Source organism: Spirosoma daeguense, assembly GCF_054776875.1.
In genome coordinates this window covers 488644-515392 of record NZ_BAAHBF010000005.1, presented here as the reverse complement: position 1 = coordinate 515392, position 26749 = coordinate 488644, and the positions used below count along the sequence as shown (strand labels likewise).

Here is a 26749-nt window from a genome sequence, read left to right as displayed (position 1 = left end):
TGATAATCAGCATATATTATGCTAATGTAATGAAATAATTGACCTGTTTTTCCTTGGAGGCCTATCAATGACCTGGAAGCAGAAAGTGATTGATGAACATTATGGCGGAGATGCGAAACGCTTTGAAGAAGCTTTTGCTGATGCTGTTGTTGAAGGTCGGAAAGATGTCGTCAGTTGGGACAACCTAGTTGCTGATGCGGCAACATTTCCGGACCTGAAAGAAAAAGGCCGCGAGTTTATCGAACACTATTTGGGGTATCTACCAGGAGATAGTGTTATCGTGCCGTTTGAACCCTACTTACGGGCTTTGCTTAATTTTTATTATAAGCACCAACTGGATGAGGACACTTTTATCGAGCAATTGGAAGAGCATTTGAAGCTTATCCGAAATGCTGATATGCGACACAATACAAGTTTGACGTATGACGAAGCTATATACCAAAACTATCATAAAACATTCGCGGCATACGGTTATGCCGTGAAAAGCAGGCTAACGCGCTTTCTAGGTTATGAGCCAAAACTGGAACATTCACTCATCGCTGAAATGTGGATGCGGAATGTCATGGCCCATGATGAAATCCAACTTCCTGATGAATTGACGCCAGTTGATTGGAAAGCAATTACGCTGATCAAATATCGTGAGGTCTTATTGGAGCAGGGACAAGCAGCAGCCGATGCTTCTGCTTTCTTGATGCTGTCCTAAAAAAACACCTGGAAGTGCTGGCCGCAGCAAAAATTAGTTCGAACTAACGCGCGTTTTTATTTGGAGTCGAGCAACTTCTGCAATAATTCAATCTTCTCACGTTCAGACTGTAATAATCTCTCATATAGCTTTCTGTTCTCTTCAACCGCTTCAACCCATTTGTCAATAGGGTTGAAATTATAGAGAATCAAAGCGGCATGATCATTATACGTGTTGGAAATAATGTTAATCGCCTTTTCTTCGGAAAAGTTTTTAATTACGTCTTCTGAAACACCTAGCAGTTTTGATATTTTTTGAAGGACGGATGCATCCAACACTTCCTTCTGCTCGAGTTGGGATATGGCTTGTTGGCTAAGTCCTAATGAGTTAGCCAAAACATCTTGCTTAATGCCAAGTATTTCTCGAATTCGTTTGACGTTGCGGCCTTGGTGTATCGTGTGCGTGTCCATGCACAAATCTAAGTGAAATCATACTGGTAAAAAACAAGCTTTTGTCTTGTGCGATACAAGTTATAAGATAGCCAAGAGTTACAATAGATGGTGTAATTTTAATCACACCCAAACGATAACCAATTATGATAGGGACATACAATAATGATATTCTTTTCGATGATCGTTCGCTCCTTGAAGCGACGTTTGGTGAAAACGCATTGAAAGTTTCTTCGATCAATGCCAATTGCGATTGTGATGGATATTACGCTAACCAGAACGATGAAGACCTTAACCCCCATCCGATCCCCGCATCTGCTACTTCGGCCAATTAATGCGGAGTATTCCTACGTTGTTAACTGTGCTTACCCGCGATCCCTTCGTCTGTTGACGAAGAGGCAGGCGAATATTATCGAAGCTATTGATGGGCAGTCCACGCTTTCTATGTTGAGCGAGAAGTTGGCTATTCCACTCAATATATTAGAAGAGTTTTCAAGCCTACTCAATCAAACAGAAATTATTCGGTTCAATAGCCAATTTAGTAAACCCAAAAAACCACCCACTCCAAAATCGCTCAATTTCTGGATTCATACTACCAATCGCTGTAACCTAGCGTGTAGCTACTGCTATATCTCAACATTGAATACAACTGAGGGGATGTCGGAGTCGACCAAGCAGCAATTGCTAGAGAAGGTGGTCGAAACCGTTATTAAGCGTAAGCTTACTCATATTAAATTCAGACTGGCGGGTGGTGAGCCATTAACCCAGTTCAAATCCTGGAAAGCATTTATCCCTCAGATCCGACAACGATTACAGGAAGTTAGATGTCGTTTTGACGTCTCCTTCATCACCAATCTGACTATTCTTACAGACGAGATCATTACATTCTGTCAGGAGCAGAGCATTAGCTTTGGTATTTCGTTAGATGGCTTAGAAGAGTACAACGATACCAGCAGGCCCTTCAAACAGGGAATGGGAAGTTTTAAGCATATTGACCAGAATCTGAAAAAGTTGCTGGCCAATCAGGTTCCGGTAACGGTCAATACTGTTATTACCAATCACAACCTGAAAGGATTACCTGATTTAACCCGTTATCTAATTGGATTGGACGTACCGTTTCGCTATTCAATTGTCAAAGGGGAAGACCTGGATGCCGAGCTTTTAGAAAGCGGCTTGCTATCAGCCTATGCCTTTATGGATGAAGCTATCCAAACTGGGTGGCCTTTTTCCAAGCGTCATCAGTTTTGTGATCTCAAGCCCCGTGAACTGGGATTTCAGACCTGTGCCTCCGGGTTTTCCGGAGGAGCGATTTATGTAGATGGTACGCTCAATTACTGCCATGTCCATTTTGGCGACGAGCGCCAGTCTTCTCACTCCATTTTTGATCCAGAATTAGACCTTGTCGATATGATTGAGCAAGGGCTTCATGTTGAGGAGGCTAGATCGAGTGACTGTAAGGTTTGTCGTTACAGTGCGGTTTGTACCAGTGGTTGTCCTGTCTACCGAGTCAATGGAAAAGATCCCCAATGCAGTTTATACCATAAGATCATTCCTCTTCTTTATGACCTGCAAGCCAGGGAACGATTGAAACAGCTACGGGATATGAAGATCGGTTAACTACTGCTATGCTCATGGCTGGTATCAATAGGAAAGGCCGGGTAGCTAATGGCGGTGGATGCGACAGTGTGGATTTCAGTGTTGGCATTAATAGGTCTATTTTTGCAAGTACACCTGCAACGGACGCATAATGAAAAATCACTCAAGCCATTGGCACAAATTGATTTTAGAGACCGGCAAGACCATCTTTATGTGCGTATCAGCAACAACGGAGTGGGGCCGATGATTATTGATCGGCTCTGTTTTATCAAAGACGGCAAACTTTACGTGACCATTGAAGAATGTCTGGAGTTGGCTAAACGTTCTTATTCACGACTGGATAGCAATGAATCTGTGCGGAAGGTCATTTTGCCAAACTCGTCCTTAGTGATTTTTGAAACTCGCTTTGAAGAGCATGAAGGTGAAGCAGCCATAAATCATGCTCGGCAACAACTAGCACCGATCACACTAAAAGTGCAGTTTCATGATATCTATGATAATAAGATGACCATAGAGCGCGATTTTCACTGGTTTGCACGCTATGAATTCGAAGGAAAAGCTTGATGGAAAGCTTTTTTATAAAGTAGATGAGGTGGGCTGGTTTAGCCAGGCACTTTTTGATTAAGATACTATAATTAACGTGGGGTTGTGTATTTACCTGAATAAGTAATATTCGCTTTTGACCATAGGGTATCACCATCAATGATGGCACCTTTTACACCATGGTTGTCGATAAAACGTACATTTCTCAATTCGTTACCAGTAAGGAGTTTATTAGACTGAACGCCTATCAGCAAGCCGACAGAGGTCAGAAGTAGGGGCTTAACAAGATTGGGAATCATTTGTGAAAACCTTTTCAAATTTTGATTAGTCTCCATCGCATTTCCTACTCGATTAATTATCTAGTTCTAATACGACAGAAAGATAGCAAACGTTTCACGCGAAATCAAGACAAAATATCTATATACCAATATTAGCATAAGTCACTTTCTATTTATTTTTTCCTCGATTTTCATAGCAATAAGTATACCTAAAAGCAAAATGGTTAAAAGTTGAAAGGCTTCTGATAGTGTCAAGCTAGAGAAAAAGCTCACAAACTGCGCTAACACTGCTACTAAAAAAACACGGATAATAGGCCATGAACTAGTACATAGACCGGTGACGATTACTACAATAACTGTTTTTGGAATTTCTAATAAGAGTTCGAACAAACGTTGATGAATTTTCTTCTTAGGAGATTTTTTCGTTTTCTTCGGCTCAGAGGAATCCTGTGTTGTTAATCCAAAGAGTAGTAGTAAGAGAAAAATCGACTCTGAACACAACCAGCTAGTATTTTCTAAAGCTATCATGTTATTAGTGGTCATAGTATTACACCCACTAAAATAACAATTGAAATGGATTTTAATCTCAAATTTTTAAGATTAATTTTCTGTGAATCAGGTAGTTAAATTAAATTGTTTGTTTATATAAGCAAATGGAAGAAAGCCTTTGTAATCGATGGATTACAATATATTTTATAATACTTCTTTTTGTAGTTTTTAATTCTATTATAGAATTACAGAGTTGTAATAACGACTTCTGTATTGGGTTCCGGATTGTATACTCGCACAAAAATATAGTCTCTTTTATATTTGTCCTTTTTTCCAGTCCTTTTTTCAATGTGACTATTTAGTCCGTTTACTATCTTTCCTATCGTGGCCTCAGATGGACGGGAGTTACCCCCGCGACAAATTCTGTTTATAGTTGCCTGATTAACATTGGCTGCCCCATGAATTTCTGCTTGCGTAATACCCTCTTGATTAATAACAACCTGCAATCGGTTTTGATAGAATACCATGTAAAGTAATGTATTTTAATAGTTTTACAAGCAAATAGATGCAAATCTAATATGTTTTAAATAAATTTTACAGAAAATTTATTTAAATTAAAACTTATTTTACTTATATTGTCTTTTTTGTATTTGTCTTAATTGTCTAGTTACAACGGGTAAGTATTATATATTGCGTTTCTTATTGCGTTATAAATTTAGGGTTTGGTTATAAATGCCATCCTGACGCTACTTATAATCTACTTTCTAAGGAATGGAAATTGTTCTTTAGGTTTCAATTTGATCACTCTATCTAATCAAGTAACGAAAAATCAAATTTCATTTTTGGAGTCTTTATCCTACCAATAAAGGTCAGAACTACTCAAAGGCAAAATACGGTGACCAGTACATATGTAAGCGAACAGCTGTATTCATTTGGCAAATAGTAATCCGCTTTTCCTTTCAGGTTTATCGTTCTTAGAAAAAACAAGGTCTGAGTGTAAAGTTGGCATATGTGTGTCTGTCTCACCCGATGATAGCCATAATTCGTGGGCATCAAGCAATAGACGATACCGGGCTTCAATCGCTTCTATACGTGTCGCGTTATATGTTTGGGCTGATTCGGCACGTAATCGTTGTGCGTTAAGCAGATCGATCATATTTACCTCTCCCAATTCGTAGGCGCGATTCATCTTTTGAGCGTTTTGCATCAGACTATCATTCGCCAATTTTGCACTTTCCCAGCTGCTATAACCTGATGCCGCTTTGGCATAGGATACAGCGATATCATTCAGAATTTCACGATTTTTCAGAGTGACTTGCTGATCGGCTATAGAGACCTGTGCACGTGCGACATCAACATCTGCTGCCCTTGTCCCTGTACCTGGAATAGGGATAGAGAATCTAAGCCCAAGATACCGTTCATCTCCACCTTGCTCTGATCCATATTGAACGCCTAAAGCTGGATCTGGAATTTGATCGAGCTTTGTTCGGTCGACTTGGAGTTTTGCTTGCTGAGACAGTGCTTGTACACGTTTCAATTCGTGATTTTCTTCCAAGATTTTGTTGCGCCACATCGGTTTTGGCTTTGACCCAGTCAAACCATTGTGATAACAATGTCCGTGCGGCTTCATGGTGTATATTGTCAGCCGAAAGTGGACAGCTGGTGGTGAAAAGAGAAGAGACGGTTTTAAACACGTTGTAGTTTCTGAAAAATATGACCACAGCGGTGGGCCGCTTTTCCGCCTTTGGACCATCGATAGCTGCTTGATTTTTTGCCGTTCGGCTATGATTTGCTCTTGGCGGCCCCAATACGCATCAGCTGGCCGTACATTCTCAAGTGATTCATGATAGCGTTGGTGATTGTAGTAAGCTACCCACTCCGTTAAGCGTGCTCTAAACTCATCTGGACTATAATAATGCTCCAGTAGCAGCACATTTTTCATCGACCGGTGATACCGCTCAATCTTGCCCTGCATCATGGGATGAAACGGTGCACTGCGAATATTCTCAATGCTTTCCCCGTTCAGATATTCTTTTAAGTACTGAGAGACGTACGCTGAACCATTGTCCAATAGCATACGAGGTCGCTGATCAGCAGTCAAACTACTGGCTTTCAGAGCCGTTTGCACGGTTTTCTCCACATCCGTAACCTGCATCCCCGGACACAGTTCCCAAGCTAGGATGTAGCGCGAGTAATCATCCAGCACTGTTGAGAGGTAATACCACCCCCAGTTCTTAATACTAATAGGACTTACGCACCAACGACTAACTTAGTGCATGATTAGCAAAAAGGACTACGTTGAATATCTCATCAGTACCCCGTTTAATTATACCTGCACGCAGATGGCCGATCACAAGCAACAGGTAAGCCACGATATGGTTAACCGCTTTCTGAAGTCGGAACGCTTTCATTCAGGACATCTTTGCGCATTAGTTGAACCACATTTAAACGACAGAGCAGATTCATTTTTATTAGTTGATGATAGTGTTCAGGACAAACGATATGCTCGCTTTATTGAGCTAGCCAAACGAGACAATACTCTGGCAATGAACACGCTACTATAAATGGTATTAATTTGGTTAATCTCGTCCATTCCACAGGAAATGAGGGTGATTTTTTTGCCCATTGATTATCGGGTCTATCACCCTGATACCGATAACAAGACGAAAAATGATCACTTCCAGGATATGTTTCGGCGGGCTATTACCCACAAACAACTCAAAGCTAGAACTGTACTTATCGACAGTTGGTACGCTTCAGTCGATAACCTTAAACTTATCCACCGGTCTGGTTGGGCTTTCTTCTCTACACTGAAGAGCAACCGGATGGTTTCCCTCAATCGAGACACTGGCTACCGGCATCTGGATGAACTGGTTTTGGTCAGTTGCTGATGAGCAAACTGGCTTATCGATTAAACTTAAAGAAGTCCCCTTTCTGGTTGGCCTGTTCAAGATAGTTGCCCCAAACGGCAGCATTGAAAGGCTTATTACAAATGACTTACAGCTAACGACAAACCGGTTTGTCGCTGAAACTAACAATGCTGTCCGTTGGCAAATTGAGCAGTTTCATCGTAGTTTTAAGCAACTCACAGGTTCGGAGAGTTGCCAATGTCGAAAGGCTCATGCTCAGCGAAACCACTTAGCTTGTTGCTACCACGCCTGGATTTCGCTTACACTTAAAGCCAAGCAAGCTCTTAAAACGGTTTACCAACTTCACACCGATCTATTCACAGCTTATCTGGTATTGATCTCTATCTTTTCAGATTGGGTCATGTGATGGTATCGATTAGTCGTCGGCTTTGAGGCTTTTTTAATGCCCTATTTTCTAGGCTCAACTCAGCCACCAGCTGTTTGAGGGCCTCATTTTCCGCTTTGATGGACTGAACTTCAGGGGGCGGTCGCTTCTCGAGTGGTATCGCCAGCCAATCGTTTTTTACCGGCTTCTAAGAACTCTTTACCGCTTCGGCGGACCGATCCAGCGGTAATAAATATTGGTGTTGAGTCCTTCTCGTCGACAGATCTCGGCTACTGATTGTTCACCTTGTAGGCCTTCCAAGACGATGCGTATTTTTTCTTCGGCGGTGTATTGGCGTCGGGTCTGCCGTTATGATGGATAGCGCTGGTTTGCGCTCGGGGGAAGTGGCTTGAGTCGTTTTAGAACGGCTAGGAGGAGATTTTTTGGTTGAATTGGACATAACCAAGGTGATTTAGGTGAAACAATTTACTGAATTGTCTCTTCTCATTTTCACCTCTGTCCAATTTCATTTGACGACGTACATTGTATTGTTGAAACATGCACGTAGGACTGAGTTTGGCGACCCAAAACTACGGCCCCACTGCGGCCTTTGGTTACGATCATTACTTTTTAAGGACTACCTAATAAATTATTCAATTTCCCCGATTATAGGCAACGCAGATTAAGTTGCATATTGAATATCGAGTTCCCCAGTATTATTAAGAGGCTAATAGTCAATAGATTATTGACACGGAGTTACTGCTTTTTTGCAAGCAATCAAAAAGTATACCTATAAAGTAATAAATAGAATTATTAGATTTACATGAACTATCACTTTTGCTTAAGTCAGATTTTATACTTTCAGCAAGAAGGCTATCTACTATTTAATAATATATATATGCACGATAAAAGAGGAAGTATCTGGAGAAAATGGGACTTACATTTTCATACACCAAGTTCATATGACTACGCTGACAAGTCAATCACCAACCAAGAAATAATTGATGGACTAATTAAGAATAATATTGAAGTTGTAAGTATCACGGACCATCACATTATAGACGTAAAAAGGATAAAAGAGCTTCAAGCTCTAGGAAAAGGCAAAGTTACTATTCTGCCGGGAATAGAATTTTTGTCCGACTTAAGGGGAAAAGAGCCAATACATTTCATAGCAATCTTCGCTGAAGATTGTAATATGGATTATATATGGGCCCAAATCGAAAATAGCACAGAAATAAAACATGTAAGAGGTAAAAGTAAAAGCCACAATGAAGTATACTGTGATTTACTAGATACCAGCAAATTAATTAGAGAACTCGGCGGAATTATTACAATTCATGCCGGGAATAAAAGTAACGGAATCGAAAACATAACTAATTCTCTTCCGCATGCAAGTGCTCAAAAAGAAGATATTGCAATTGCGGTCGATATCTTCGAACTGGGAAAAGAAAAAGATATCGAAGGCTATACAAAGCACGTTATACCGCATCTACAAAAAGTAATTGATAAAACGTTACCATTGATTGTGTGTAGTGACAATCATGATATTAGAGATTATATAATTAAACAGAATTTATGGATTAAAGGCGATCCAACATTTTATATCTTAAGGCAATTAATAAACCAGCCAGATAGAGCCTATATTGGTGCAAAGCCTGCTAGTTTAGAAGTTGTTGAAAATAACCCAACAAAATATGTTGAAAAAATTAAAATTGGCAAAAAAACAGGTTCTATTTTCGATGAGACATGGTTTAATGATACTGAGATTCATCTAAATCCAGGCTTGGTTGCTATTATTGGCAATAAAGGAAACGGTAAAAGTGCCTTAACGGATATACTTGGTCTTTGCGGAAATACACATAATCACACAGGTTTTTCTTTTCTTCACCCCAAAAAATTCTTAGACAACAAAAGAAAGAAAGCAGAAAATTTTGAAGCTACTCTGACATGGCGAAATGGAAAGACTAGTACCCATTGTTTATCTCAAGATACGGATGTAAATCAAGAAGAACGTATTAAATACATTCCGCAGAGCTATTTAGAAAAACTATGCGTTTCTATAGAGGGAGGAGATTTTGAAGAGGAATTGAAAGCAATTATTTTTTCTCATATACCTCAATATGATAGGTTGGGGAAAAATAACTTGCAGGAATTAATTAATCATAAGACGCAAATAATAAGAGATGATATAGAAAAAATAAAAAGTGATGTATCTATTATTAATAGTAAAATAATTTCCCTAGAAGAAAAAGAAAATCCCGCCTATTTGTCGAAGCTTGAAGAAAGTTTAAAATTAAAACAGGAAGAGTTAGAGGCTCACCAAGCATTAAAACCGAAAGAAGAGGCTCAGCCAGAAATTGCTGGGAGCAATTTTGAAACTACAAATGAATCAATTAGGCGATTAAGAGAAGAGAATAGTCTTGTAACTCAAGAGCTGCGCGTGAATAACCAAGAAATCAGTATCTTGAATGGTGAAATTGAGATCTTAAAACAAAGAAAGCAGAGCTTAGATTCTTTAAAGCAACAACTTGATTCACAAATTGTAGAAAACCAGCGTATTCTTGGAGATGCTGGAATTGATCTGTCAACTATTTTTTCGTTTCATTTAGATACAAGCCCAATATCAAATTTGATTACTGAGAAAGCTGTTAGAAGTAAAACACTTGAAGCAATCGTTGCTCCTGATGGAGCATATTCATCTAGACTAGCTGCAATTCAGAAAGAGCTTATAGAGCTGCAAAATCAATTAGACTTACCTGCTAAGCTATACCAAGAATACCTGACTAATTTGGCTAAATGGGATGAAGTAGGGCAGGCCATCATTGGAGCTTCTGATGTAGAGGGTTCAATGACTAACTTGATAGCCAATATTACATACGTAAAAGACCAACTAGGAAATGATTTGAAGGATAAGTATAGGGAGCGTAAAAAGTTAGTTCAAGATATTTTTAAAAAGAAGCAGGAAGTACTTGTTATATATCAAGACCTGTATAAGTCTGTTACTGAGTTTATTACAAAACACAATGCTTTAATGGATTCATATAAAATTACGTTTGATACATTATTTAAAGAGCAAGATTTATATAGCCGATTTGAGGGGTTTATTAATTTTAATTCAAAAGGAAGTTTTTATGGATTAACTGAGGGGCAAAATAAATTGAAAGATTTATTTGAAGTTGCGGATTTTTCTAGTGAAGAAGAAGCTTATTCATTTGTATTTAAAGTCTTGGACCATATTAAGTATGACAATAGAGCGGGAAATAGATCATATAGAGAAATCAAAGCGCAGCTGAAGTCTGGTAATTCATCTATTGATTTTTATAATTTTCTTTGTGGATTAGACTATTTGGCTCCGGGATATGATCTTAAACTAAGTAACAAAAACGTTTCAACACTTTCTCCTGGTGAGAGGGGGGCTTTATTACTTATTTTTTATCTTATACTTGATAATAATCATATCCCTTTGATTATTGATCAACCAGAAGAAAATTTAGATAACCAAAGCGTATTTAAAATATTGGTACCTTTTATCAAAATGGCTAAACTAAACCGGCAGGTTATTATTGTAACGCACAATCCAAATCTTGCAGTTGTTTGCGATGCAGATCAAATAGTTCATGTGCGTATAGATAAAGAAAATAAAAATGAGGTATATGTGATGGCAGGAGGTTTAGAAAATGCAATCATTACTAGCAAAATAGTTGAAATTTTAGAGGGCACATACCCTGCATTTTTTACACGAACTAATACTTATAAATATGTAGGAAGGCATTTAGCTGTATAGTTATAGTTGATAAATAAATATGATTGATATTGATTACTTGAACTGCACTTATTTATCTAATCATGAATTTAGATTCACACTGGATAAATCTTACTTGTCCTCGCTGTAGTTACATTGCTGATGTGCAGATTGTTAGCGTCCGTCTAGGGGAAACAATAATTTGTCACAACTGTAAATTAAATATCAAATTGCAAGATGAGACTGCATCTGTCCATACTGGCATACGTAGTGTTGAACGAGCATGGAGTGATTTATTGAACACATTTGAAAAATTTAATTAACTCATGTATTATACTCACCGATTGAGAAGTGATTTGCAGGAATGGCGTAATCGTTTACACAAGTCGAACCATGAAAATTTTGGCACTAATCTGACACTGTTTCGTAATCGAATCGATAATAATCCCATACTCAAAAGTATATTGGATAACGCTGTTAATATGCATTGTTTAGAGGAAAGCATATTAGATAGTATTATAAAAAGACGAGTAGAGTTAGAGAAAGCACCTTATCAAACTACAGATGAAGCTAGACTAGCAGCCATATTATATCAGCGAATCAATCATTGGTTTTTAAAAGGTTTTCATCACCATAATCTTACTGGATTTCACAATAATTTTCATGAAGGATTAAATCGATTTTTGGAAACTGAGATCGAGCCAATTATTAATTATTTGCAGGATAGTTTAGATGAGGTTAATTTTACTTTGTACCTTTTAGAGAAATATAAAGCACGGACTGAATGGTTCACCCGCCAGAATTTGTTTAAAAAATATCAATTAGCCACAAAGAATTACGAGGAGATTTTTGAAGACGACCTGCGCTTATTTTTGTTCGATCAGGGTGTCAATTATCCTTTTTCAACACCAAAATCAGCCACTGGTCGAGCTGACATCATTGGTAATTTAGATAGCAATGATCCATTAGTACTTGAAATTAAAGTATATGATACATCTAAATCGTATCGCAAGAATCGCATAATTGATGGTTTTACGCAGATCGTCAAATATGCTAACGATTACAACAAAGATGTTGGTTATTTAGTTGTCTTTAACCTAGATCCTATTGAGATTAAGGTTACTAGTAGCGATCCTAACAAAAGCCAGGCATACCCTGCTCGAATAACATTTAATGATAAAAACTATTTTATAATATTTATCAATTTAAACTCCGATTTACCTGCTAGCAAACAAGGTAAAATAAAAGTAGAAGAAATTAGTGAAGTAGAACTTTTTGAACGTGCATATACGGAGTAGGATCTTTTTTAAAGATCACAAAATCAACTTGCTGATCGTTCATCGATCAGCAAGTTTGACATGAATCAATAATTCATTTGGTGTTCGCTGTAAATAGAATAGAGAAGTGTTACGATCGAACAAAGTCTTGCAAAAGCCTATAATCATGAGTGTCCGCTGCTTGTAGAGCGGTGATGTAGCGTTTACGTGTTGCCGTTGGATTGGATAGGTCAGTGCCTCCCCAGCTGAATGCAGTCTGCTTTAAAAGATCAGTCAGTAAGATGTCCGCCATTAGCCTCGCATGGCGGCCATTTCCATTTGGGAACAGATGTATCCAGACCAATCGATGGTGAAAGCGGCAAGCGATTTCATCCGGGGTATAAGCATTATATGCAATCCAGGCCTTGGTATCGTGGAGAAGCTGTCTAAGCTCAACCGCAACACGGCTCCAGGAAACACCAATATTTTTATCCGTACGTCGAAAACGGCCTGCCCAGCGCCATACTTTTCCAAACATGTTGTAATGAAGTTGACAAATAAAGACTTCATCCAGAATGTCAGTTTTTCGCCTACGGGCCAACCACGTAAGAGCATCCTGAATGTTTTCTTGCTCCCATCGGTCCAGTTCGCTACGTGTGGTAATATGACTCAGTTTTAAGCCTTCGATTTCTTCTGGTTCTAATGGTGTGGCCCCCGGCGGATAATCAAACAAGCTCATTGATTCCAAAAATCCTTAGGGTTCTCGATCAGTATTTTGTGGATGAGATCATTCAAAGAGTTCGCTTTTGCTTCGTCATTAAGCTCTTGCTCCTCTAGCCGCATCGTATGGTTGACTCGTCCCATGCGTTTTAGGGCAATCTTTCGTGCCTGGTCCCAAACCATCTCTTCCAAACTTGTAGTAGGAACAAACCCATATACAAATCTCATATTTAAACCATCAGCTATTTTTTTAAGTGAGGAAAGCTTCAAATCACCCTCTATTTCCGAATTTTCTAAACGTGAGATACGCGATTGATCAATGCCCACCCGTTTGGCCAATTGTTGCGTTGACATGCCCAAGGCTTCACGAATAGCTTTTATCCAGCTGATATCAGAATAGCCGGTCAGAAACTGGGCTTTTATTTTCTTGTCCAGCTGTTCTCGAATGAGTTTTTTATCCCAATAGGTCATTTTCTATGCTATTTCTAACATTAATTAAGTTATAATAATGCTAATTATAGCATAAAAATAGCATTTGTCAATGCTATAAATAACATTAAATAGTATTTTGATATCTATATCATTAAATACCGTACTTCTCAAAAACGGCTCCTTCGGTAATTCCAACTGGATTGATGAAATTGCCGGAAGAGGTCATACAGCCAAAGGGAAAATCTGTTAAAATACGGAGCTTCGATAAGGAAGATTCCAGCGTAAGCCAATGGAACCAAGGAAAGTCATCTTTCTATTAGCTCTGTGCTGGCTATCCTGAAATCGATATAGACTGTTCAAGTCAATAAAAGCATTGTGCTTAAGCATGTACGATACACGTAAATCCATATACGTCACCATTGTCTTTCGTCCTTGTCCGATGAAATTATTTTCAGCCCGAAAACGAGTATTGTAATTTTTCAGGGGATTGCCTCCGTAGTTCAGGCCAGGTGGATCTGTTCCAAATAGCATTGAACTGATGGTGCCAATAGCTGTTAAACGCTTTTGCTGATAACGGATAATCGCGATGCCTTCTGCAAAATTATCGCCGAGTGGTTGAGCTAGGAGTTGGATGGCATGTACATAATTTGTCTGCCCTGACTGATGCGAATTCAGCTATTAAGCTAAGAAAGGTGCGATCAGCCTGCTCAATAATTAGGGGTTCTGCTCATGAGTAACCCAAGTGTGTAATAATAAAAATAGCAGGTAGCAATCCGACTTATCAATATATATAAAATGATCCGCTGTTCATCCTCCGCTTTTTGAGTTTATATAATTGATCTTCTCGCCATTATACATTATATGTATTGCGGAGATGCTGGTTCAGCTTCACTTTAGTTGAATCCTGGTAGTTTTCTAGGTTGAGTGGATATGGATATATCCCCACTGTTTCCAGCAGGATTCATGCTTAGTGGTCAACAAGTCAATCAAAATGATGTAATCATGGGGTTGTTAGCAACCAATACGGTCGGCACCTGCCCGCTTGTCATACACTCACTCGCCGAGTTCATAGTTTCTATCAGCGCACTCTAGCCGACTTACCCATGAGCGGTAAACGGATTAAGTTATTGGTGCGCCTACGCAAGTTTTTCTGCGCTCTAGCCAGTTGCCCTCGGAAAGTATTTGCTCAGACATGCAGCTTAGCTTTTAAACCATATGCACGTCGGTTCTTGAGAGCAGATCAACAAATACAAGCCATTGGTTTACAGGTTGGTGCCAAGCCAGGGGCGCGCTTATGCCATACCATTGGCCAGCCAGTTAGTGCCTTGACCGTTCTGCGGGTCATTCGAAAAACATTGATCTCGGCGGTGGAAACGCCCAGGCGATTAGGTGTCGACGATTTTGCTTTTAAGAAAGGGCGTAACTATGGCACCATTCTAATTGATCTGGATCAGCATAAACCTATCGATGTGTTGCCGGATCGAGAAGGTAAGACGTTGGAGGACTGGCTTCGAGCTCATCCGGGGGTTGAATTAATCACACGCGACCGATCCAGTATTTATGCGAATGCCATCAGTTCGGCTTGCCCCAATGCCACTCAAGTAGCTGACCGTTGGCATCTGTTGAAGAACTTATCTGAAGCCGTCGAACGCTTTTTAGATAGCCAACGTCCAGCCATCCGAGAAGCTGCTCAGTTGATTAGTCAGCAATCGACAATTCCCATAACTAGTGTTTCGTTAACAGAAATGGATTTGCCAAAACCGGTAAGCCAGCAACTGCCTGACGATCAGTCGCCAGACCAACCAATTCATACAGAAAAACGGTATGAGCGTTATCAACGGGCTAAAGAACTACAGCAGCAAGGTCATAGTATACGAGCTATTGCCGCTCATTTAGGTAGCTCACGAAATACGGTCAAAAAATACTTCAAACAAGCGCATTTTGTCCCTAAAACTAAGCGAAGGAAATCAAATTTGTTAGCGTATGAAGTCTATGGCTCCGGCCACCCGGTTACGGCAGCGTTGGCAAGCCGGTGAAACATGTGTCAAAACGCTGTTTGATGAGATTAAAATCCAGGGTTATAATGGGCGCTATACGATCTTAGCTGCCTTTTTAGCGAATTACCCGCGCCCTTCTTACGAGCCTACTTTACCACCTGCCCAAAAGGAACTCAGCTATTCAAGTCGTCGGCTCAGTCGATTACTTGGCCACCCAGCCGTCGATTGGCCAGAAACAGATCGTCCTTTTTTAAAACACTTACTCTATTCCAATGAATTGATTAGTCAGGTGCACCAACTGAGTTTACGTTTCAAACAGCTCATGCAGGGCCGTCAAGTGGACGAGTTAGCGAACTGGTGTGCTGATGCTGAAAGGATACCTGTCTTGAGTGGGTTTGTGCGCGGTATGCGTCAGGACTTTGCCGCTGTTAAAGAAGCGTTTCGATCCGAGTGGAGTAATCGACAAACGGAAGGGCAGGTTAATCGGCTGAAGACCATCAAGCGAACCATGTATGGCAAAGCTAAATTTGATCTGTTACGCCTGCGAGTGTTGACTCGAAATTGGACGGCTCCTCCAAAGTCACGCTGAACCAGTTTACTCCGAAATACTCACCATTATGCCACCGCCAAAGAATCTAGCTGGCGATTCCATGAGTAGTCATCCAACTTGAGAGGAGGCATAACTGACACCAAACAGCTTACTGATGATCTCATTGACATGAGACCTTGTCCAAATTGTCGCCAATAAGCGCCTTTATTGAGTTCATCGATGAGTTACTTTAGTTGATTAGTTGTCAACCCAGTCGGTTTTCGACATTGCAAGGCTGTTACGCCTTACTCTCGGTATTTCTTTGGGGGGGATATTACCCAACCTTAAGTTAAGTGTAAGGCCTGCGTGATATGTCTTTGCTTCTAACCTGCCTGATCAAGTTCGACACAGCGTCAGAGAAGTACTTCGTAATCTCATTGTTTGCATGTTGCCATTCTAACAGGATACAATTATTACAAGTTTACTCACGTATCAATAAAGCAGTTGGTCGCGGATCTGAGTTTGGTTAAGCAGATGCTTCAAGAGGTGATTAAAAAAGCTCAGAGGCCAGCTCAGCGTCGAGGACAGACTCAAGGTCTGAAGAACATCAAACGAATTTCTAATCGACGAGCTAATGAAGCTGTCTGGTCACGCCGATTAATTTGGTTCTATTAAGCTCAATCCAAAAATGTTCAATCATAAAAAAACGCAATCGAGAGATTGCCAAAACCCGTGTCCGATGTGGTTATCAATGTATGTATTAAGGCACAGTTCCAAAGCTAGGACATCGCGCGAGTAGTAATTTAATACCGTTCACAGATAATGCCAACCCCAGTCTTGATCTTGAAATACCAGAGCAGCACGTCTCGTTCGGGATAAAAAAATTAAATAACAACAACTGAACCACTCATTCTATTAATTTTGATCGCTTCTTGTTCGAAGCCTACTTTTAAAAATAATTCTTTCCAAAATTTATGAAGTGCATCTTTAGCCGTATACACTCCATTACTTCTTGGTGAAAGATTTGACGTGAAAATGTCAATTTTAATTTTAGATTTGTCTAACTTTGAGTATTCTTCAATCAAATTTTGATAAATCCAACTTCTATTTTTATTATCGTTTATTAGTGTAATTGCTGTATTTATTTGACCAGATTGGCATACACCGTTAATATCTATAAATCTAAATCTGCCATTGACTCTACACTGTAAAGTGTCGAATGTAGTAGTACCCGAAGACTCGAGCATATCTGAAATGAAAATATATTTATATTCTTTAGTAGGATCTGTAGATAAAGCCAACATTTTTTCAAAAGCATCTAAAATCTCTCTGTTTGAATTAAACATATTATCTTTATTTCTCATGTAGTTTTTCTCAATCAAACCAAAAAATATCGACATTTTATTTTTAATGTCATTTTTTTTTGATCTTTCTGTAAAAGTAGCACTAAAGCCATTTTGACTGGAATTAGAAGGGATATAGACAAACTGTAAGCTTGAGAGTGTATCGGAAATATAGTTTTTTCCATTAAATTTTTTATCTCTTAGAGATATCAAAGATTCATAAGCCTCTTGATCGATAACATCTGCATATAAAAATATTGCTAAATCTTTTTTGAGAGGTGATGGAGGGCTATTGTCAGAACCTCCTGGCTTCGTAGAGAAACAGGAAATTAATAAAAAACAAGAAATAACACTTACTATAATCGTTTTCATGGCTTATAGATTTTGGTCGAAAATGCTCTTTTTAATAATGTAATTTAAATCATCATCAGAAGCAATATTATCCAGGAGACTCTCCTGATAACCTTGCCAAAATTTAGAAAGTGCTAACCCTTCATATGCAACAATACTACTACTAATTGTCGTATATTGACGATTCGCGGTCGATAGCTGGTATTCGTATTCAAGTTTTGTTTGTTTAAGCCTGTTCAATAGGGCTGTTTGAGTTTTAATGATTTTTTCTTTTTTCTTTACTAATTTTTTACTAATCAACTGCTCCCTTGGCCATAATCCTAGTGTTATAAATTTTAGAATATTAAAATTTATAAGAGGCTTTTTGTGAATTTGATAATATACAGTATTTAAATAAGATGCTTCTCTGAAAAGTAAAGCATTTGAAAATGCAAATATTGAAAAAATAACCGAAATAGAAATTATCGTTAGTATATCATCCGGCGAAACCTTATAATAATATATTAAATATATAATAACTAGAAAGGCATAACCCATCCAAAATAGTCGTCTCAACCTAATTATGGGCGAAAATAATAGTTTATCAATCATTACTTTGAGTAATACTGCAATGCTTAAAGAAAAAGCCAAAGAAAAAAGAATAGAAAAAAATATATTCATATTTTCCTTATCTTGTGGAGGAAGGCCTGTTGGTAAGACCTCTACTAAGTCTATAAACCCTTTTGAAACAGTAAGCGATATTCCAATTTCTCCGTAAGTAATTAGGCCACATAGAGTATAAAAAAAAATAATCAAATATTTCATAGGTGGGTAATAAGTACTGTTATTGTCGGGTAAATGTTTTGAAAATTCTGCGTTAACAAACAATACTCTTTCATTGATTTTTTTTATAATAATTTGATCTGAAAAAGAATTAATCAAATCAAATCCATCTTTTTTTGATTCCATGCCTTGCAAGAGTGTTTCTAAATTTTGTATATATCTACTTATTATTTTCTGCGGTCTAATAATTTGCCAATCTGCAAAAGCATTATCATGAAAATCTTTCTCATTTTTGATTGCCTCTTTGATTAATATATTGTATTTGCCAATAAGGCCGGACTCGTTAGACTCATCGAGGTTTTCTAATTTTTGTTTTATTTCAATCCCTAATTTATGTATGTTTTCATTGAGAGAATTCAATATTTCAGTATTGTACAGTCTTAGTTTAAATGTTATAACCTCAAACGTTGTTTTTATATATTCTTCTGAGAATTCTTTTGCTTTATTTTTAGACAGTAAGCGACCTAACTTCTTGCCTTCCTCATAGAATCTTAGATTTACATTATCAACCTTACTTTGGGATAATATTAATTCAAAATATTCTCGTAATGTTAATTTTTTCTCTTCTCTTCCATTGTTTATCGAAAATATTGAAGAAATTCTTCTAAAGAACCACCATCTTTTCAAGTAACTCATAGTCGGTAATTTTCTTGGACCATATTGTGGTTATTGGTTTTCTTTATTTCTAAGTGCATCTAATGCTAATTTAATTGAATTGCCTGTATTAAAGCCGATCTCAACCTGTTCTAGCTCAAGCAATTCACCGTTTAAGGTATTTAAGAAATCTTTATATGAAGCTAATATACTATTATTGATTTTTAGTTTTTCCTGTAATATTTCGTTGGAGGATTCGATAGTATTTTCATTTGTTGTTTTTATAGAAGAAATAATAGCATCAAACATATTTAGTAAATCACCAATTGTAGAATCAATTTTATCTTTAAATTTCTTTTCATCGTCTAATTTTTTTAGAATAGACGTTAACTCAATTACGTTATTGATTGTATTCTTTTGAGTAGTTTCAATATTTTTTATTTTTTTATTTATTTCATCTTCTAAACTAACATATAAATCTTTTATGGTGTCAAGACTTGATTTTATTTGATCAACCTCATCCTGAGCATTTGTTTTAATTTCTTTATATCTATCTTTTATTGATGTAATGAGTTTTTCTTTATCACTCTCATTACCATTCAAGCCATAGCTTTTAGAAATAGCATATAAACTTCCATGAATAGTTGTAGGTATTTTTGCTTCTTGATTTTCTGCCGTTTCTTGAGCTTTAAATTCCTGATTTTGGTTATCGCTTTTGGTATTCATATGTTTTTATTTACATTTAAATTGAATTACCACTGTTCTCATGGACAAATAATTGGTTTCTGAAGTTTTTATACCAAAACCGGTGTAAAAATGACTAGAGTCAGATTCATTGCTTTTAATGAGTTTATACAAAGAATAAGCTCTTGCGTAAGATAATTGTAAGTTGGTTTTAATTAAATCTGGTATTCGTTCTGCCCTAAAGTCAGTTGTATCATTTAAAAAAATCCCTGCCTTTTTGTAATAAAATCCTTTTCCATCATATCGTAATGGCTTTATAATAGAATCAGGGTCTGTATATCCCGAAATGTATATTTTTAATTTATATTGGTTTATAATATCGCTTATACATTCACATACTACCTGGCTAAATGGAGCAGGATTATATTGGCCGCTTTCAAAGTACACTTTTCCACAATCTTTTCCTTGTTTACATCCGCTAACGTAAGGCAAAAAATACCAATTTTTTGAACATCCGCTGTAAAGCTCATCAAACCCAATAGTTGTTACACAATTTTTTGTCACTCTATTTAAAATAGTTTTTTTAATTTCTTCTTTACATTTGTCGTCTATTATAGCCTTTATATTGCTTCCTTTTGCTAGAGATATGCTTACCGAATAAGTATACTTTGAGTTCGTATCTTCAATCATTTCATTAATTTTCATGAAATGATTATCTCTAAAATCTTTTGTAAAAAATGAATCTGGTAGACTATCTCTAACTGATTTTTGAAGCAACCCCTTATCTATGTCTTTTTTTATTAGATTGATCCACTCAATGGGATATTTATTTTTTAAATTTTCATTAGCTTTTCCGATCGCCTGAACTATAAATTTGCGTCTAATTAATGGAATTGTATCGGTAATATTATTTGTATTAAACTCTATTGTTATTTTAGATATGGAATAGTCTAGTTTATTTCCGTCCTCATCTGTATATAAATCTTTTTTATATTCTTTGTTTGACTTTTTGTTATATGTTACAAATATGAAAGATGAAACTGACAATACAATAAAAAATATACTTATGCTTTTAAGCGTTTTATGTACCCTTTCAGATTCTGCTTGTTCTTTTATATGCGGAAAACAAATTAGTATAACATGAATAATCGCTTCTCGTATACTTTTTATTACTAGTGTTAGTATTAATGCTACTAATATTAATACTAGTACTGGAGAATTTGTTAGATATTCTATTGTTTTAATAAATTCCATTTCTTTAAATTATCACTTAATTGATGCCATATATCATGGGGTAATTCTTTAAACATTTTTCCAATAAGCAACACTTAGTTATGGCATAACTTGTTCTTTCCCCATGCATTCTGAAAGAGTGATGCTAATTGGAACTGCGAATGACAGTTATTGAGTTGTCTTTTGCTACGGGAAAAATACCCTTTTTGAAAGAAGTATACTTAAATTAGAGGCTGATAATGTATGGTAATAGGTATAAGAAAAAATTTTTGTCGAAAAAACGTGAAAATCCCCCATTACTAAATGAGGATTTTCACGTTGCACCTTTTAGTCAGCTAAATGAATTTTACGCACCTTGATTTATCGTCTGATCACTTTAGTGGTCTCTTATCCCGTAACATCCATGGAAGCGAAAACCCTACAGCCTTTATCTAATGAAAATGTAGTACGCTTGGCGTATGGTTTTAAAAGACCTTCCCTACGTTTGAGACTTCGAGTCAACAGGATCACTATAGCTATTTATTCATCAATCGGGTTCGATTTCTTTTTTCAACGGCAAATCAAGCACTTCTTGAAAAATTAGTATAGGAGATGTTGGAAGATATTTCGATTGTTGAAGCTCCAATAGTACGATTGATTCTAGGTGTATTTATTTTTGGACAATTTATCGATTATGATATCACACTTGATGTATATTCAATGTTAGATGAAGATATTGAAAAGTTTGTAAAAATAGCTACAAGGCTGATGCTAGTAAGGCCGCCCAATTGGTGAGTCTTATTTATAAAATGGTGAAGGTAATCTGTGTGCTCCAGACGCTAGCGGAATCTTTCCAGATTCTGAATTTAAGGTTTTATCGATTAATGCAGACAAACATAATAGTATTTGATATACAAACTTCTAAGTTATGGCTCGTCTTTGGAGTAGTCAGTATACGAAAGGATTCAGAATTCGCTTACCTAAAAAAGTAATTTTCGATCACTTAAATGAAAGATTGACATTGGCCTATGAATTACTTAGCCGAACTGTATTAATTCTGATTGTCGTGCTGTTTTTGTACATTTTCGGGCACGAGTATTTTCGGGATAATTATACAATAGAGCCATTTGACGTGCCAAAAGCGTGGATAGAAAATGGTATGAACGGAAAAGTAGCTGCACAGCAAGTATTAAAAGGAACTAAGGATATAATAGAAGAGCTAGAAGGAAACCACGAAACATTCGGAGTAGCAATCAGCGCTAAAGAAGATATTGAAGAGGGGGATATCGAGATCGGGGGATTCAATTTACGTTCCTTATTTAGATATATAACCATGCTAACGGGTAAAGAACAGCGGCATATCCAAGGTCACATAGTTCAGACGGATTCATTAAATTATTTAACTATAAATATAACTGGGGCACATACTATACAATTCCACAGCCCAAAACAGAATGTAGACTCATTGTTTCATTCTGCCTCTATCTACACTTTGCAGCAAATTAACCCCTATGCATTGGGACGTTTTTTTATCTCTCGGAAAGAATATAGCAAAGCTATTGAACAGATAAGTTATATCCGAACACATTTTGGACTAGATTATCAGATGACGGCACTGCATTTATGGGGAGCACTCTTTCGAGAGCAATATAAACTTACAGAAGCCCAAGAAAAATATGACGAAATGATACTAATGGAGCCAAAAGATGCTAGAGGATACCTAGGTTTGCTGAGACTATATAGTTATCGGTTACGTGGCGTAACAAAAAGTCAGAATCCTAGCCAAGATACAATAAGACGATTACGAATAGGTATTGATACCTGTTTTAATAAAGCATTGAGTGGAAAAATAACGGGTGCTACATTTGGAGGCGACAGGCAGTCGTTACTAAACAATACTCTAAGTTCCGTATATTATGAAGTTGGACGTGCTAAATATGCCTTAAAAGAATATAATTTAGCTATAGACTATTTAGATAAAGGAAAAGAAATGATGCCTGATAATTATAATATATATAATATGCTCGCGTATTGTTATTTAGCTTTAAAAGATAACAGAAAGGCAGAGGAATTTATTAAGCAGGCTATTGATTTGCAGCCAAACGATGGAGCTTTATGGGATACATATGCTGAAATTATGGCCACGCAAAATAAAGACGCGGACTTTTATTATTGCTTTGATCGAGTTTGTCGTATGACGAAAGACAAAAACCATTTACGTACTTACTCTAAAGATATTCGATGGTCTAATTACCAAAGTAAACCTGAATTCTTGGCTATATTAAAGCGGCATCAGCTTGTAAACAATAAAAAAAATACATACAATTATTTGAAACATTTGCCTCGTTAAAACTTCAGATATGTGGTTGTTTTTTCATTTTCTCGTAGATTCGTTTGAATAATTAACAGAATATTTAAATAGACTTAGCATTTTAGCTGATTAGGGGGCCAATCAATGAGTTACAAGGCCAACAACTATGTACCATACTGAACAAACTTTCCTCTTTTACTTAGAAATGCCATCAAGCTAAATATTTATTATCAAGCTAACTTAAATTTTGTTTAGAGCCAATTGTATGTTTTTTGGACTAAACGCTTTGTAATGCTATAAAAGACAAACAATACAAATAAAGTAAGAACCAAGATGGCAAATATCTGGGCGTAATAAATTGAATTATCCTCCGCTAATCGTTGAACTAAGGCTATAATACCCGTTATAAATACGATTATAGAAAAAATAACCATGCCTTTGGACCAATGTCCTCCTTGCCACAAAAAAGGTATGATGAATAGAAATAATAAACCTGTTAATTCCCATTTGAACCAGGTAGCGATGGACAGCAAATACAGTTCTTGCTGGAAAGTTACGTTTACATTCGCTTCTACTTTGTCAAGAATGTGGAGCAACTGAATGTTTTCAATTACATCACAAAAGCCAATAACCGGCGTAAGAAATAGGGCTATTGTCATCCAAGAGGAGGGTACAAGTTGTCTCGCTTCTCGGATAAAGGTTAGAATAAATAACGTATAAAACAGTATAAAAGCAAAGTCTAACCTAGTTAGAAAACGCATTTTAGCAATAAAATCAGTCGCTGGTTTGTGCAATTTATCTAGAAATAGCACGTGAATGTCTTGGTCCGTTTGAGCAAATTCAAAGGCCAATACGGGTAATAAGTTGTCTAACTTATTAGGAGGTGCAACAGATGGTTTGTAAAAAGTTGTCCAGATGGCAACAACAAATGTAAGGGTAGCTAAGAGGGCTGGTAAGGAAAAGGATTTCATCAGCTTAGATCAGCAAAGAAGAACAGTGCCATTTTAGTAAGGAGCAACTCCTCTTTGATTGGCGATATCTTGTATTAATTTATCTACTTCAGCCGGTGTATTGGCTACGCGCACATCACCAGTCGGTACCCCTAAATTCAGCGCTATCTGTTTAGCCTTAAAAAGCTCCCAATCAAAACCATATAAAAAGGTGGCGGCTGCCTGAGCTCCTCGTCGAAAGAGTTCAACTTGCTGGTCAGCAGGTAGATTAAAATTTAGCCAATTGAAATTCTTTACATCAATATTGGCCAGCGTAAGTTCGTACTGAGGATGGGTGATTAAAAAGTCCTTGTCGTAGTTTCCACGTATTGAACTGATAATAGAGCCAATAATACCCTCTAGTGTAGTAATCGGTCGATTGTCTTCACTCGGCTGATCCTGCAATCGTGCACCAAACGTGGGTAGACGAGGAACGCTCGCTCTCGTTGGGTTAAATACGTTAATCGGGAAATTAGATATCGACCCCCCGTCGACAAATGCAGCCTCCGTCAAGTCGCCCTGTTCGTAACGTAAATACTTGTTCCATTCCTGTTGCCGGTCCTGACGACTAGGGATTCCTTTAATACGAAAGGCTTCAAAGAAAATTGGTATCGACATGGATGTTCGAACGAAATCGGCGGGTCTCAATTTCTTCGCGCCATTATCGGCAGACAAGGGACGGTCAAGTTCCCAGGGCTTATCCTTAGCCTCATCAAAATAGAAGAGTTTCCACATTTTTGGAAATACAATTTTATTTTCTGTGGCAATCTCTGTCGTAATCAGGGCAAGCGTTGGTTCGTCTGGGTCATACCGTTTCAAGTCAGACAATTTATCACCATCCTTAAGTATATACTTTGAATCTGGGGCGGGTTGATAACGCAAACGGAGACCGGAAGTATCACTCAATTTCGCTTCCAAATCCGTCAGCGTTCGAATGCCATTCTTGCCATTCTGAATGGCTATCGGCTTATTGGTCAAATACTCTTTGGCATCTGTCTGAAAAGGCTTGCTGGGGTTATCAGGATCATGCACTTCGCCATTCTCCATAATATCTGCCATCCAGCGCCTGAATTCGTTACCCGGATTAATCCCAAACTTACTACCATTAAAACGCTTCCATAAGAATAAGCCAACACTGCCAATGATTAAAAAGAAAAAAAGGAGTAACGATACTCCTGCTACCGATAGGTATTTGTAAGGTTGAGGTATTTGTTCAGCGGAATATTCGATAAAGGGCCAATGAAGAATCCATGTATAGTGTAAACTGGTCACAATGCCATTTAGTAGGACAATGCTAGTTATGATGCTAACCGAGTTTTGAATAAAAGGTAGAAAGCGCTTATTGAGCGGGTTTGCTCCCTGCCAGAATGCCCAGATTGCTATTATTGCAATAGGACCCAAGCCAAAAAGTAACTGCCAACTAAGGGAAGTCAAGTAAGTTTGAATGAGACCTAGTAAAGTCAATGTACCAACTACACCCCCAAAGAGTCTCAGAAAGAATATATTCCGTAAGTACTTCTGGATAACGCCATCACTGATGAGGCCTCTACTAAAAATAAGCCAAGCAATCATTAAGGTAATACAAAGGCCTATTACCACGCCGATAATACTTTTAGTATCATCGTTCCACAGAAATATACTGCCAACTAAAATGAGCGATAGCCCGATTAATAGTGTGTAGAGGGACGACCTGAGTAAGCCACTTGCATAGGATGAATAATTAATCAGGTTCTTCATCAACCAGCGGGCCAGATCATTTCCATCGACAAAATCGAACAAATTCTTCCGAGTTAGATAATAAAGAATAGTCGGCGATTTGAGCACGGACATATCAGGCTTAGTTTGGCCAGGCAGTTCGTCATCTGGTTGGGTCGGTCGTACGGTCGCCAGCATTGTGGCATTAATCGCTCCTGCACTTGTACCTGCCAATTTTAGAAAGCGTATATGCATACGCTCTAGCACGTAAGTGTAACCCAGCAAAGCAATCCCTAGAACACCACCGCCTTCCTGAACCAGATTAACGTACTGGTAGCCTTCAGTATCCACAATATCCGAGACTTTAAGAAAACCTCTTACATCTTCACCTGCCTGAAGTTTGTCATTATATTTTTCCTGTAACTGGTTGGTTAAGGTTTCCACCGAGGCTTCTCCAGCAACCAGAATTTTAGTTAGCAGTTCTCGTACATCGTCATCATTGCGGATGTTATTCATGGGTAAACTAAAATTAGTAAGGTCAATCTTTTAAGTGCAGCAAAAACCACAAAAATCAGACTTAAAAAAAGGGGAAATTCCCCCTTTTTTTAAGAGAATAATTTGCCTATTGCTAATCACTAATAATGAAAAAACCACCTGCCCACAAAATTTTAGACGCACTAATTTTAGGCGTATTTAAATTCTAGCATTGTAAACTGAGGACTCAAACGAAGCAGCTTTATAGTTATATTAATTAGGGGAGTCAAATAGACACTTTAATAAACCTCATTGTAAATAAGCTTT

The 26749-nt window shown here is 37.6% G+C and carries 21 protein-coding genes and 2 pseudogenes; 10 read left to right on the top strand and 13 right to left on the bottom strand.

Annotated features, from left to right (window positions below; genetic code table 11):
* Positions 1-67: 67 nt before the first annotated feature.
* Positions 68-703 (top strand): hypothetical protein, encoded by a 636-nt coding sequence (locus ACYVD4_RS18415; RefSeq protein WP_460948346.1) that lies wholly within the window; start codon positions 68-70, stop codon positions 701-703.
* Between the two features lie 56 nt (positions 704-759).
* On the opposite strand, the gene ACYVD4_RS18410 is transcribed toward ACYVD4_RS18415, so the two are convergent.
* Positions 760-1152 carry a helix-turn-helix domain-containing protein gene (locus ACYVD4_RS18410; protein WP_460948344.1) on the bottom strand — a complete coding sequence of 131 codons (393 nt, stop codon included), beginning with the start codon at positions 1150-1152 and terminating at the stop codon, positions 760-762.
* Positions 1153-1277: 125 nt separating this feature from the next.
* Here ACYVD4_RS18410 and ACYVD4_RS18405 point away from each other — a divergent pair, with 125 nt between their 5' ends.
* Genes ACYVD4_RS18405 through ACYVD4_RS18395 form a run of 3 tightly spaced genes read left to right on the top strand, consistent with a single transcriptional unit; the run spans position 1278 to position 3291 of the window.
* The gene (locus tag ACYVD4_RS18405) at positions 1278-1466 is read left to right on the top strand and encodes a hypothetical protein (protein WP_460948342.1); all 189 of its coding nucleotides are present in this window, start codon (positions 1278-1280) and stop codon (positions 1464-1466) included.
* A gap of 52 nt (positions 1467-1518) precedes the next feature.
* Complete coding sequence (locus ACYVD4_RS18400) at positions 1519-2748, top strand: radical SAM protein (protein WP_460948340.1); 1230 nt, start codon at positions 1519-1521, stop codon at positions 2746-2748.
* Positions 2749-2796: 48 nt separating this feature from the next.
* A complete protein-coding gene (locus ACYVD4_RS18395; RefSeq protein ID WP_460948338.1) occupies positions 2797-3291 on the top strand; it encodes a hypothetical protein in 495 nt (164 codons plus the stop codon).
* A gap of 419 nt (positions 3292-3710) precedes the next feature.
* Here the strand turns inward: ACYVD4_RS18395 and ACYVD4_RS18390 are convergent, their stop codons facing one another.
* The 3 genes from ACYVD4_RS18390 to ACYVD4_RS18380 form a co-directional block, all read right to left on the bottom strand.
* A complete protein-coding gene (locus ACYVD4_RS18390; RefSeq protein WP_460948336.1) occupies positions 3711-4091 on the bottom strand; it encodes a hypothetical protein in 381 nt (126 codons plus the stop codon).
* A 191-nt stretch (positions 4092-4282) separates the two neighbouring features.
* Positions 4283-4564 carry a helix-turn-helix domain-containing protein gene (locus tag ACYVD4_RS18385; RefSeq protein WP_460948334.1) on the bottom strand — a complete coding sequence of 94 codons (282 nt, stop codon included), beginning with the start codon at positions 4562-4564 and terminating at the stop codon, positions 4283-4285.
* Between the two features lie 401 nt (positions 4565-4965).
* Positions 4966-6276, bottom strand: a complete 1311-nt coding sequence (locus tag ACYVD4_RS18380; RefSeq protein ID WP_460948615.1) for a TolC family protein — start codon at positions 6274-6276, stop codon at positions 4966-4968.
* A gap of 37 nt (positions 6277-6313) precedes the next feature.
* On the opposite strand from ACYVD4_RS18380, the pseudogene ACYVD4_RS18375 reads away from it, so the two are divergent.
* A pseudogene (locus ACYVD4_RS18375) lies at positions 6314-7313 on the top strand (IS701 family transposase).
* A gap of 28 nt (positions 7314-7341) precedes the next feature.
* On the opposite strand, the pseudogene ACYVD4_RS18370 reads toward ACYVD4_RS18375, so the two are convergent.
* Positions 7342-7731 (bottom strand): annotated as a pseudogene (locus tag ACYVD4_RS18370) (transposase); the annotation flags it as partial.
* A gap of 438 nt (positions 7732-8169) precedes the next feature.
* Between ACYVD4_RS18370 and ACYVD4_RS18365 the strand changes: the two are divergent.
* Positions 8170-11055: a TrlF family AAA-like ATPase gene (locus tag ACYVD4_RS18365; protein ID WP_460948332.1), complete on the top strand. Its 2886-nt coding sequence runs from the start codon at positions 8170-8172 to the stop codon at positions 11053-11055.
* A gap of 284 nt (positions 11056-11339) precedes the next feature.
* Positions 11340-12311, top strand: a complete 972-nt coding sequence (locus ACYVD4_RS18360) for a hypothetical protein (protein ID WP_460948330.1) — start codon at positions 11340-11342, stop codon at positions 12309-12311.
* A gap of 109 nt (positions 12312-12420) precedes the next feature.
* Here the strand turns inward: ACYVD4_RS18360 and ACYVD4_RS18355 are convergent, their stop codons facing one another.
* Both ACYVD4_RS18355 and ACYVD4_RS18350 read right to left on the bottom strand, forming a co-directional pair.
* Positions 12421-13008, bottom strand: coding sequence for a mobile mystery protein B (locus ACYVD4_RS18355; protein ID WP_460948328.1), 588 nt, complete (start codon positions 13006-13008; stop codon positions 12421-12423).
* Positions 13005-13460, bottom strand: coding sequence for a mobile mystery protein A (locus ACYVD4_RS18350; protein ID WP_460948326.1), 456 nt, complete (start codon positions 13458-13460; stop codon positions 13005-13007). Before ACYVD4_RS18350 ends, ACYVD4_RS18355 begins: the two co-directional genes overlap by 4 nt.
* 995 nt (positions 13461-14455) lie before the next feature.
* Here ACYVD4_RS18350 and ACYVD4_RS18345 point away from each other — a divergent pair.
* Positions 14456-15457, top strand: coding sequence for an ISL3 family transposase (locus ACYVD4_RS18345; protein WP_460948614.1), 1002 nt, complete (start codon positions 14456-14458; stop codon positions 15455-15457).
* A complete protein-coding gene (locus ACYVD4_RS18340) occupies positions 15405-16007 on the top strand; it encodes a transposase (RefSeq protein WP_460948324.1) in 603 nt (200 codons plus the stop codon). Before ACYVD4_RS18345 ends, ACYVD4_RS18340 begins: the two co-directional genes overlap by 53 nt.
* Before the next feature lie 824 nt (positions 16008-16831).
* Here the strand turns inward: ACYVD4_RS18340 and ACYVD4_RS18335 are convergent.
* Genes ACYVD4_RS18335 through ACYVD4_RS18320 form a run of 4 tightly spaced genes read right to left on the bottom strand, consistent with a single transcriptional unit; the run spans position 16832 to position 20995 of the window.
* A complete protein-coding gene (locus tag ACYVD4_RS18335) occupies positions 16832-17662 on the bottom strand; it encodes a hypothetical protein (protein WP_460948322.1) in 831 nt (276 codons plus the stop codon).
* A 3-nt stretch (positions 17663-17665) separates the two neighbouring features.
* Positions 17666-19099, bottom strand: coding sequence for a hypothetical protein (locus ACYVD4_RS18330; protein ID WP_460948320.1), 1434 nt, complete (start codon positions 19097-19099; stop codon positions 17666-17668).
* A 30-nt stretch (positions 19100-19129) separates the two neighbouring features.
* On the bottom strand, positions 19130-19783 hold the full coding sequence (locus ACYVD4_RS18325) for a hypothetical protein (RefSeq protein WP_460948318.1): 654 nt from the start codon (positions 19781-19783) through the stop codon (positions 19130-19132).
* 6 nt (positions 19784-19789) lie between these two features.
* A complete protein-coding gene (locus ACYVD4_RS18320; protein ID WP_460948316.1) occupies positions 19790-20995 on the bottom strand; it encodes a hypothetical protein in 1206 nt (401 codons plus the stop codon).
* 886 nt (positions 20996-21881) lie between these two features.
* Between ACYVD4_RS18320 and ACYVD4_RS18315 the strand changes: the two genes are divergently transcribed.
* Complete coding sequence (locus tag ACYVD4_RS18315; RefSeq protein WP_460948314.1) at positions 21882-23303, top strand: tetratricopeptide repeat protein; 1422 nt, start codon at positions 21882-21884, stop codon at positions 23301-23303.
* 212 nt (positions 23304-23515) lie between these two features.
* On the opposite strand, the gene ACYVD4_RS18310 is transcribed toward ACYVD4_RS18315, so the two are convergent.
* Positions 23516-24235, bottom strand: coding sequence for a hypothetical protein (locus tag ACYVD4_RS18310; protein WP_460948312.1), 720 nt, complete (start codon positions 24233-24235; stop codon positions 23516-23518).
* 33 nt (positions 24236-24268) lie between these two features.
* Positions 24269-26464 (bottom strand): patatin-like phospholipase family protein, encoded by a 2196-nt coding sequence (locus tag ACYVD4_RS18305; protein WP_460948310.1) that lies wholly within the window; start codon positions 26462-26464, stop codon positions 24269-24271.
* Positions 26465-26749 lie beyond the last annotated feature (285 nt).

Excerpts from the sequence above, each read along its gene's own strand:
- ACYVD4_RS18415 (WP_460948346.1), top strand. The coding sequence starts at position 68 with ATGACCTGGAAGCAGAAAGTGATTGATGAACATTATGGCGGAGATGCG.
- ACYVD4_RS18410 (WP_460948344.1), bottom strand. The coding sequence starts at position 1,152 with ATGGACACGCACACGATACACCAAGGCCGCAACGTCAAACGAATTCGA.
- ACYVD4_RS18405 (WP_460948342.1), top strand. The coding sequence starts at position 1,278 with ATGATAGGGACATACAATAATGATATTCTTTTCGATGATCGTTCGCTC.
- ACYVD4_RS18395 (WP_460948338.1), top strand. The coding sequence starts at position 2,797 with ATGGCGGTGGATGCGACAGTGTGGATTTCAGTGTTGGCATTAATAGGT.
- ACYVD4_RS18390 (WP_460948336.1), bottom strand. The coding sequence starts at position 4,091 with ATGACCACTAATAACATGATAGCTTTAGAAAATACTAGCTGGTTGTGT.
- ACYVD4_RS18385 (WP_460948334.1), bottom strand. The coding sequence starts at position 4,564 with ATGGTATTCTATCAAAACCGATTGCAGGTTGTTATTAATCAAGAGGGT.
- ACYVD4_RS18365 (WP_460948332.1), top strand. The coding sequence starts at position 8,170 with ATGCACGATAAAAGAGGAAGTATCTGGAGAAAATGGGACTTACATTTT.
- ACYVD4_RS18360 (WP_460948330.1), top strand. The coding sequence starts at position 11,340 with ATGTATTATACTCACCGATTGAGAAGTGATTTGCAGGAATGGCGTAAT.
- ACYVD4_RS18355 (WP_460948328.1), bottom strand. The coding sequence starts at position 13,008 with ATGAGCTTGTTTGATTATCCGCCGGGGGCCACACCATTAGAACCAGAA.
- ACYVD4_RS18350 (WP_460948326.1), bottom strand. The coding sequence starts at position 13,460 with ATGACCTATTGGGATAAAAAACTCATTCGAGAACAGCTGGACAAGAAA.
- ACYVD4_RS18340 (WP_460948324.1), top strand. The coding sequence starts at position 15,405 with ATGAAGTCTATGGCTCCGGCCACCCGGTTACGGCAGCGTTGGCAAGCC.
- ACYVD4_RS18335 (WP_460948322.1), bottom strand. The coding sequence starts at position 17,662 with ATGAAAACGATTATAGTAAGTGTTATTTCTTGTTTTTTATTAATTTCC.
- ACYVD4_RS18330 (WP_460948320.1), bottom strand. The coding sequence starts at position 19,099 with ATGAGTTACTTGAAAAGATGGTGGTTCTTTAGAAGAATTTCTTCAATA.
- ACYVD4_RS18325 (WP_460948318.1), bottom strand. The coding sequence starts at position 19,783 with ATGAATACCAAAAGCGATAACCAAAATCAGGAATTTAAAGCTCAAGAA.
- ACYVD4_RS18320 (WP_460948316.1), bottom strand. The coding sequence starts at position 20,995 with ATGGAATTTATTAAAACAATAGAATATCTAACAAATTCTCCAGTACTA.
- ACYVD4_RS18315 (WP_460948314.1), top strand. The coding sequence starts at position 21,882 with ATGGCTCGTCTTTGGAGTAGTCAGTATACGAAAGGATTCAGAATTCGC.
- ACYVD4_RS18310 (WP_460948312.1), bottom strand. The coding sequence starts at position 24,235 with ATGAAATCCTTTTCCTTACCAGCCCTCTTAGCTACCCTTACATTTGTT.
- ACYVD4_RS18305 (WP_460948310.1), bottom strand. The coding sequence starts at position 26,464 with ATGAATAACATCCGCAATGATGACGATGTACGAGAACTGCTAACTAAA.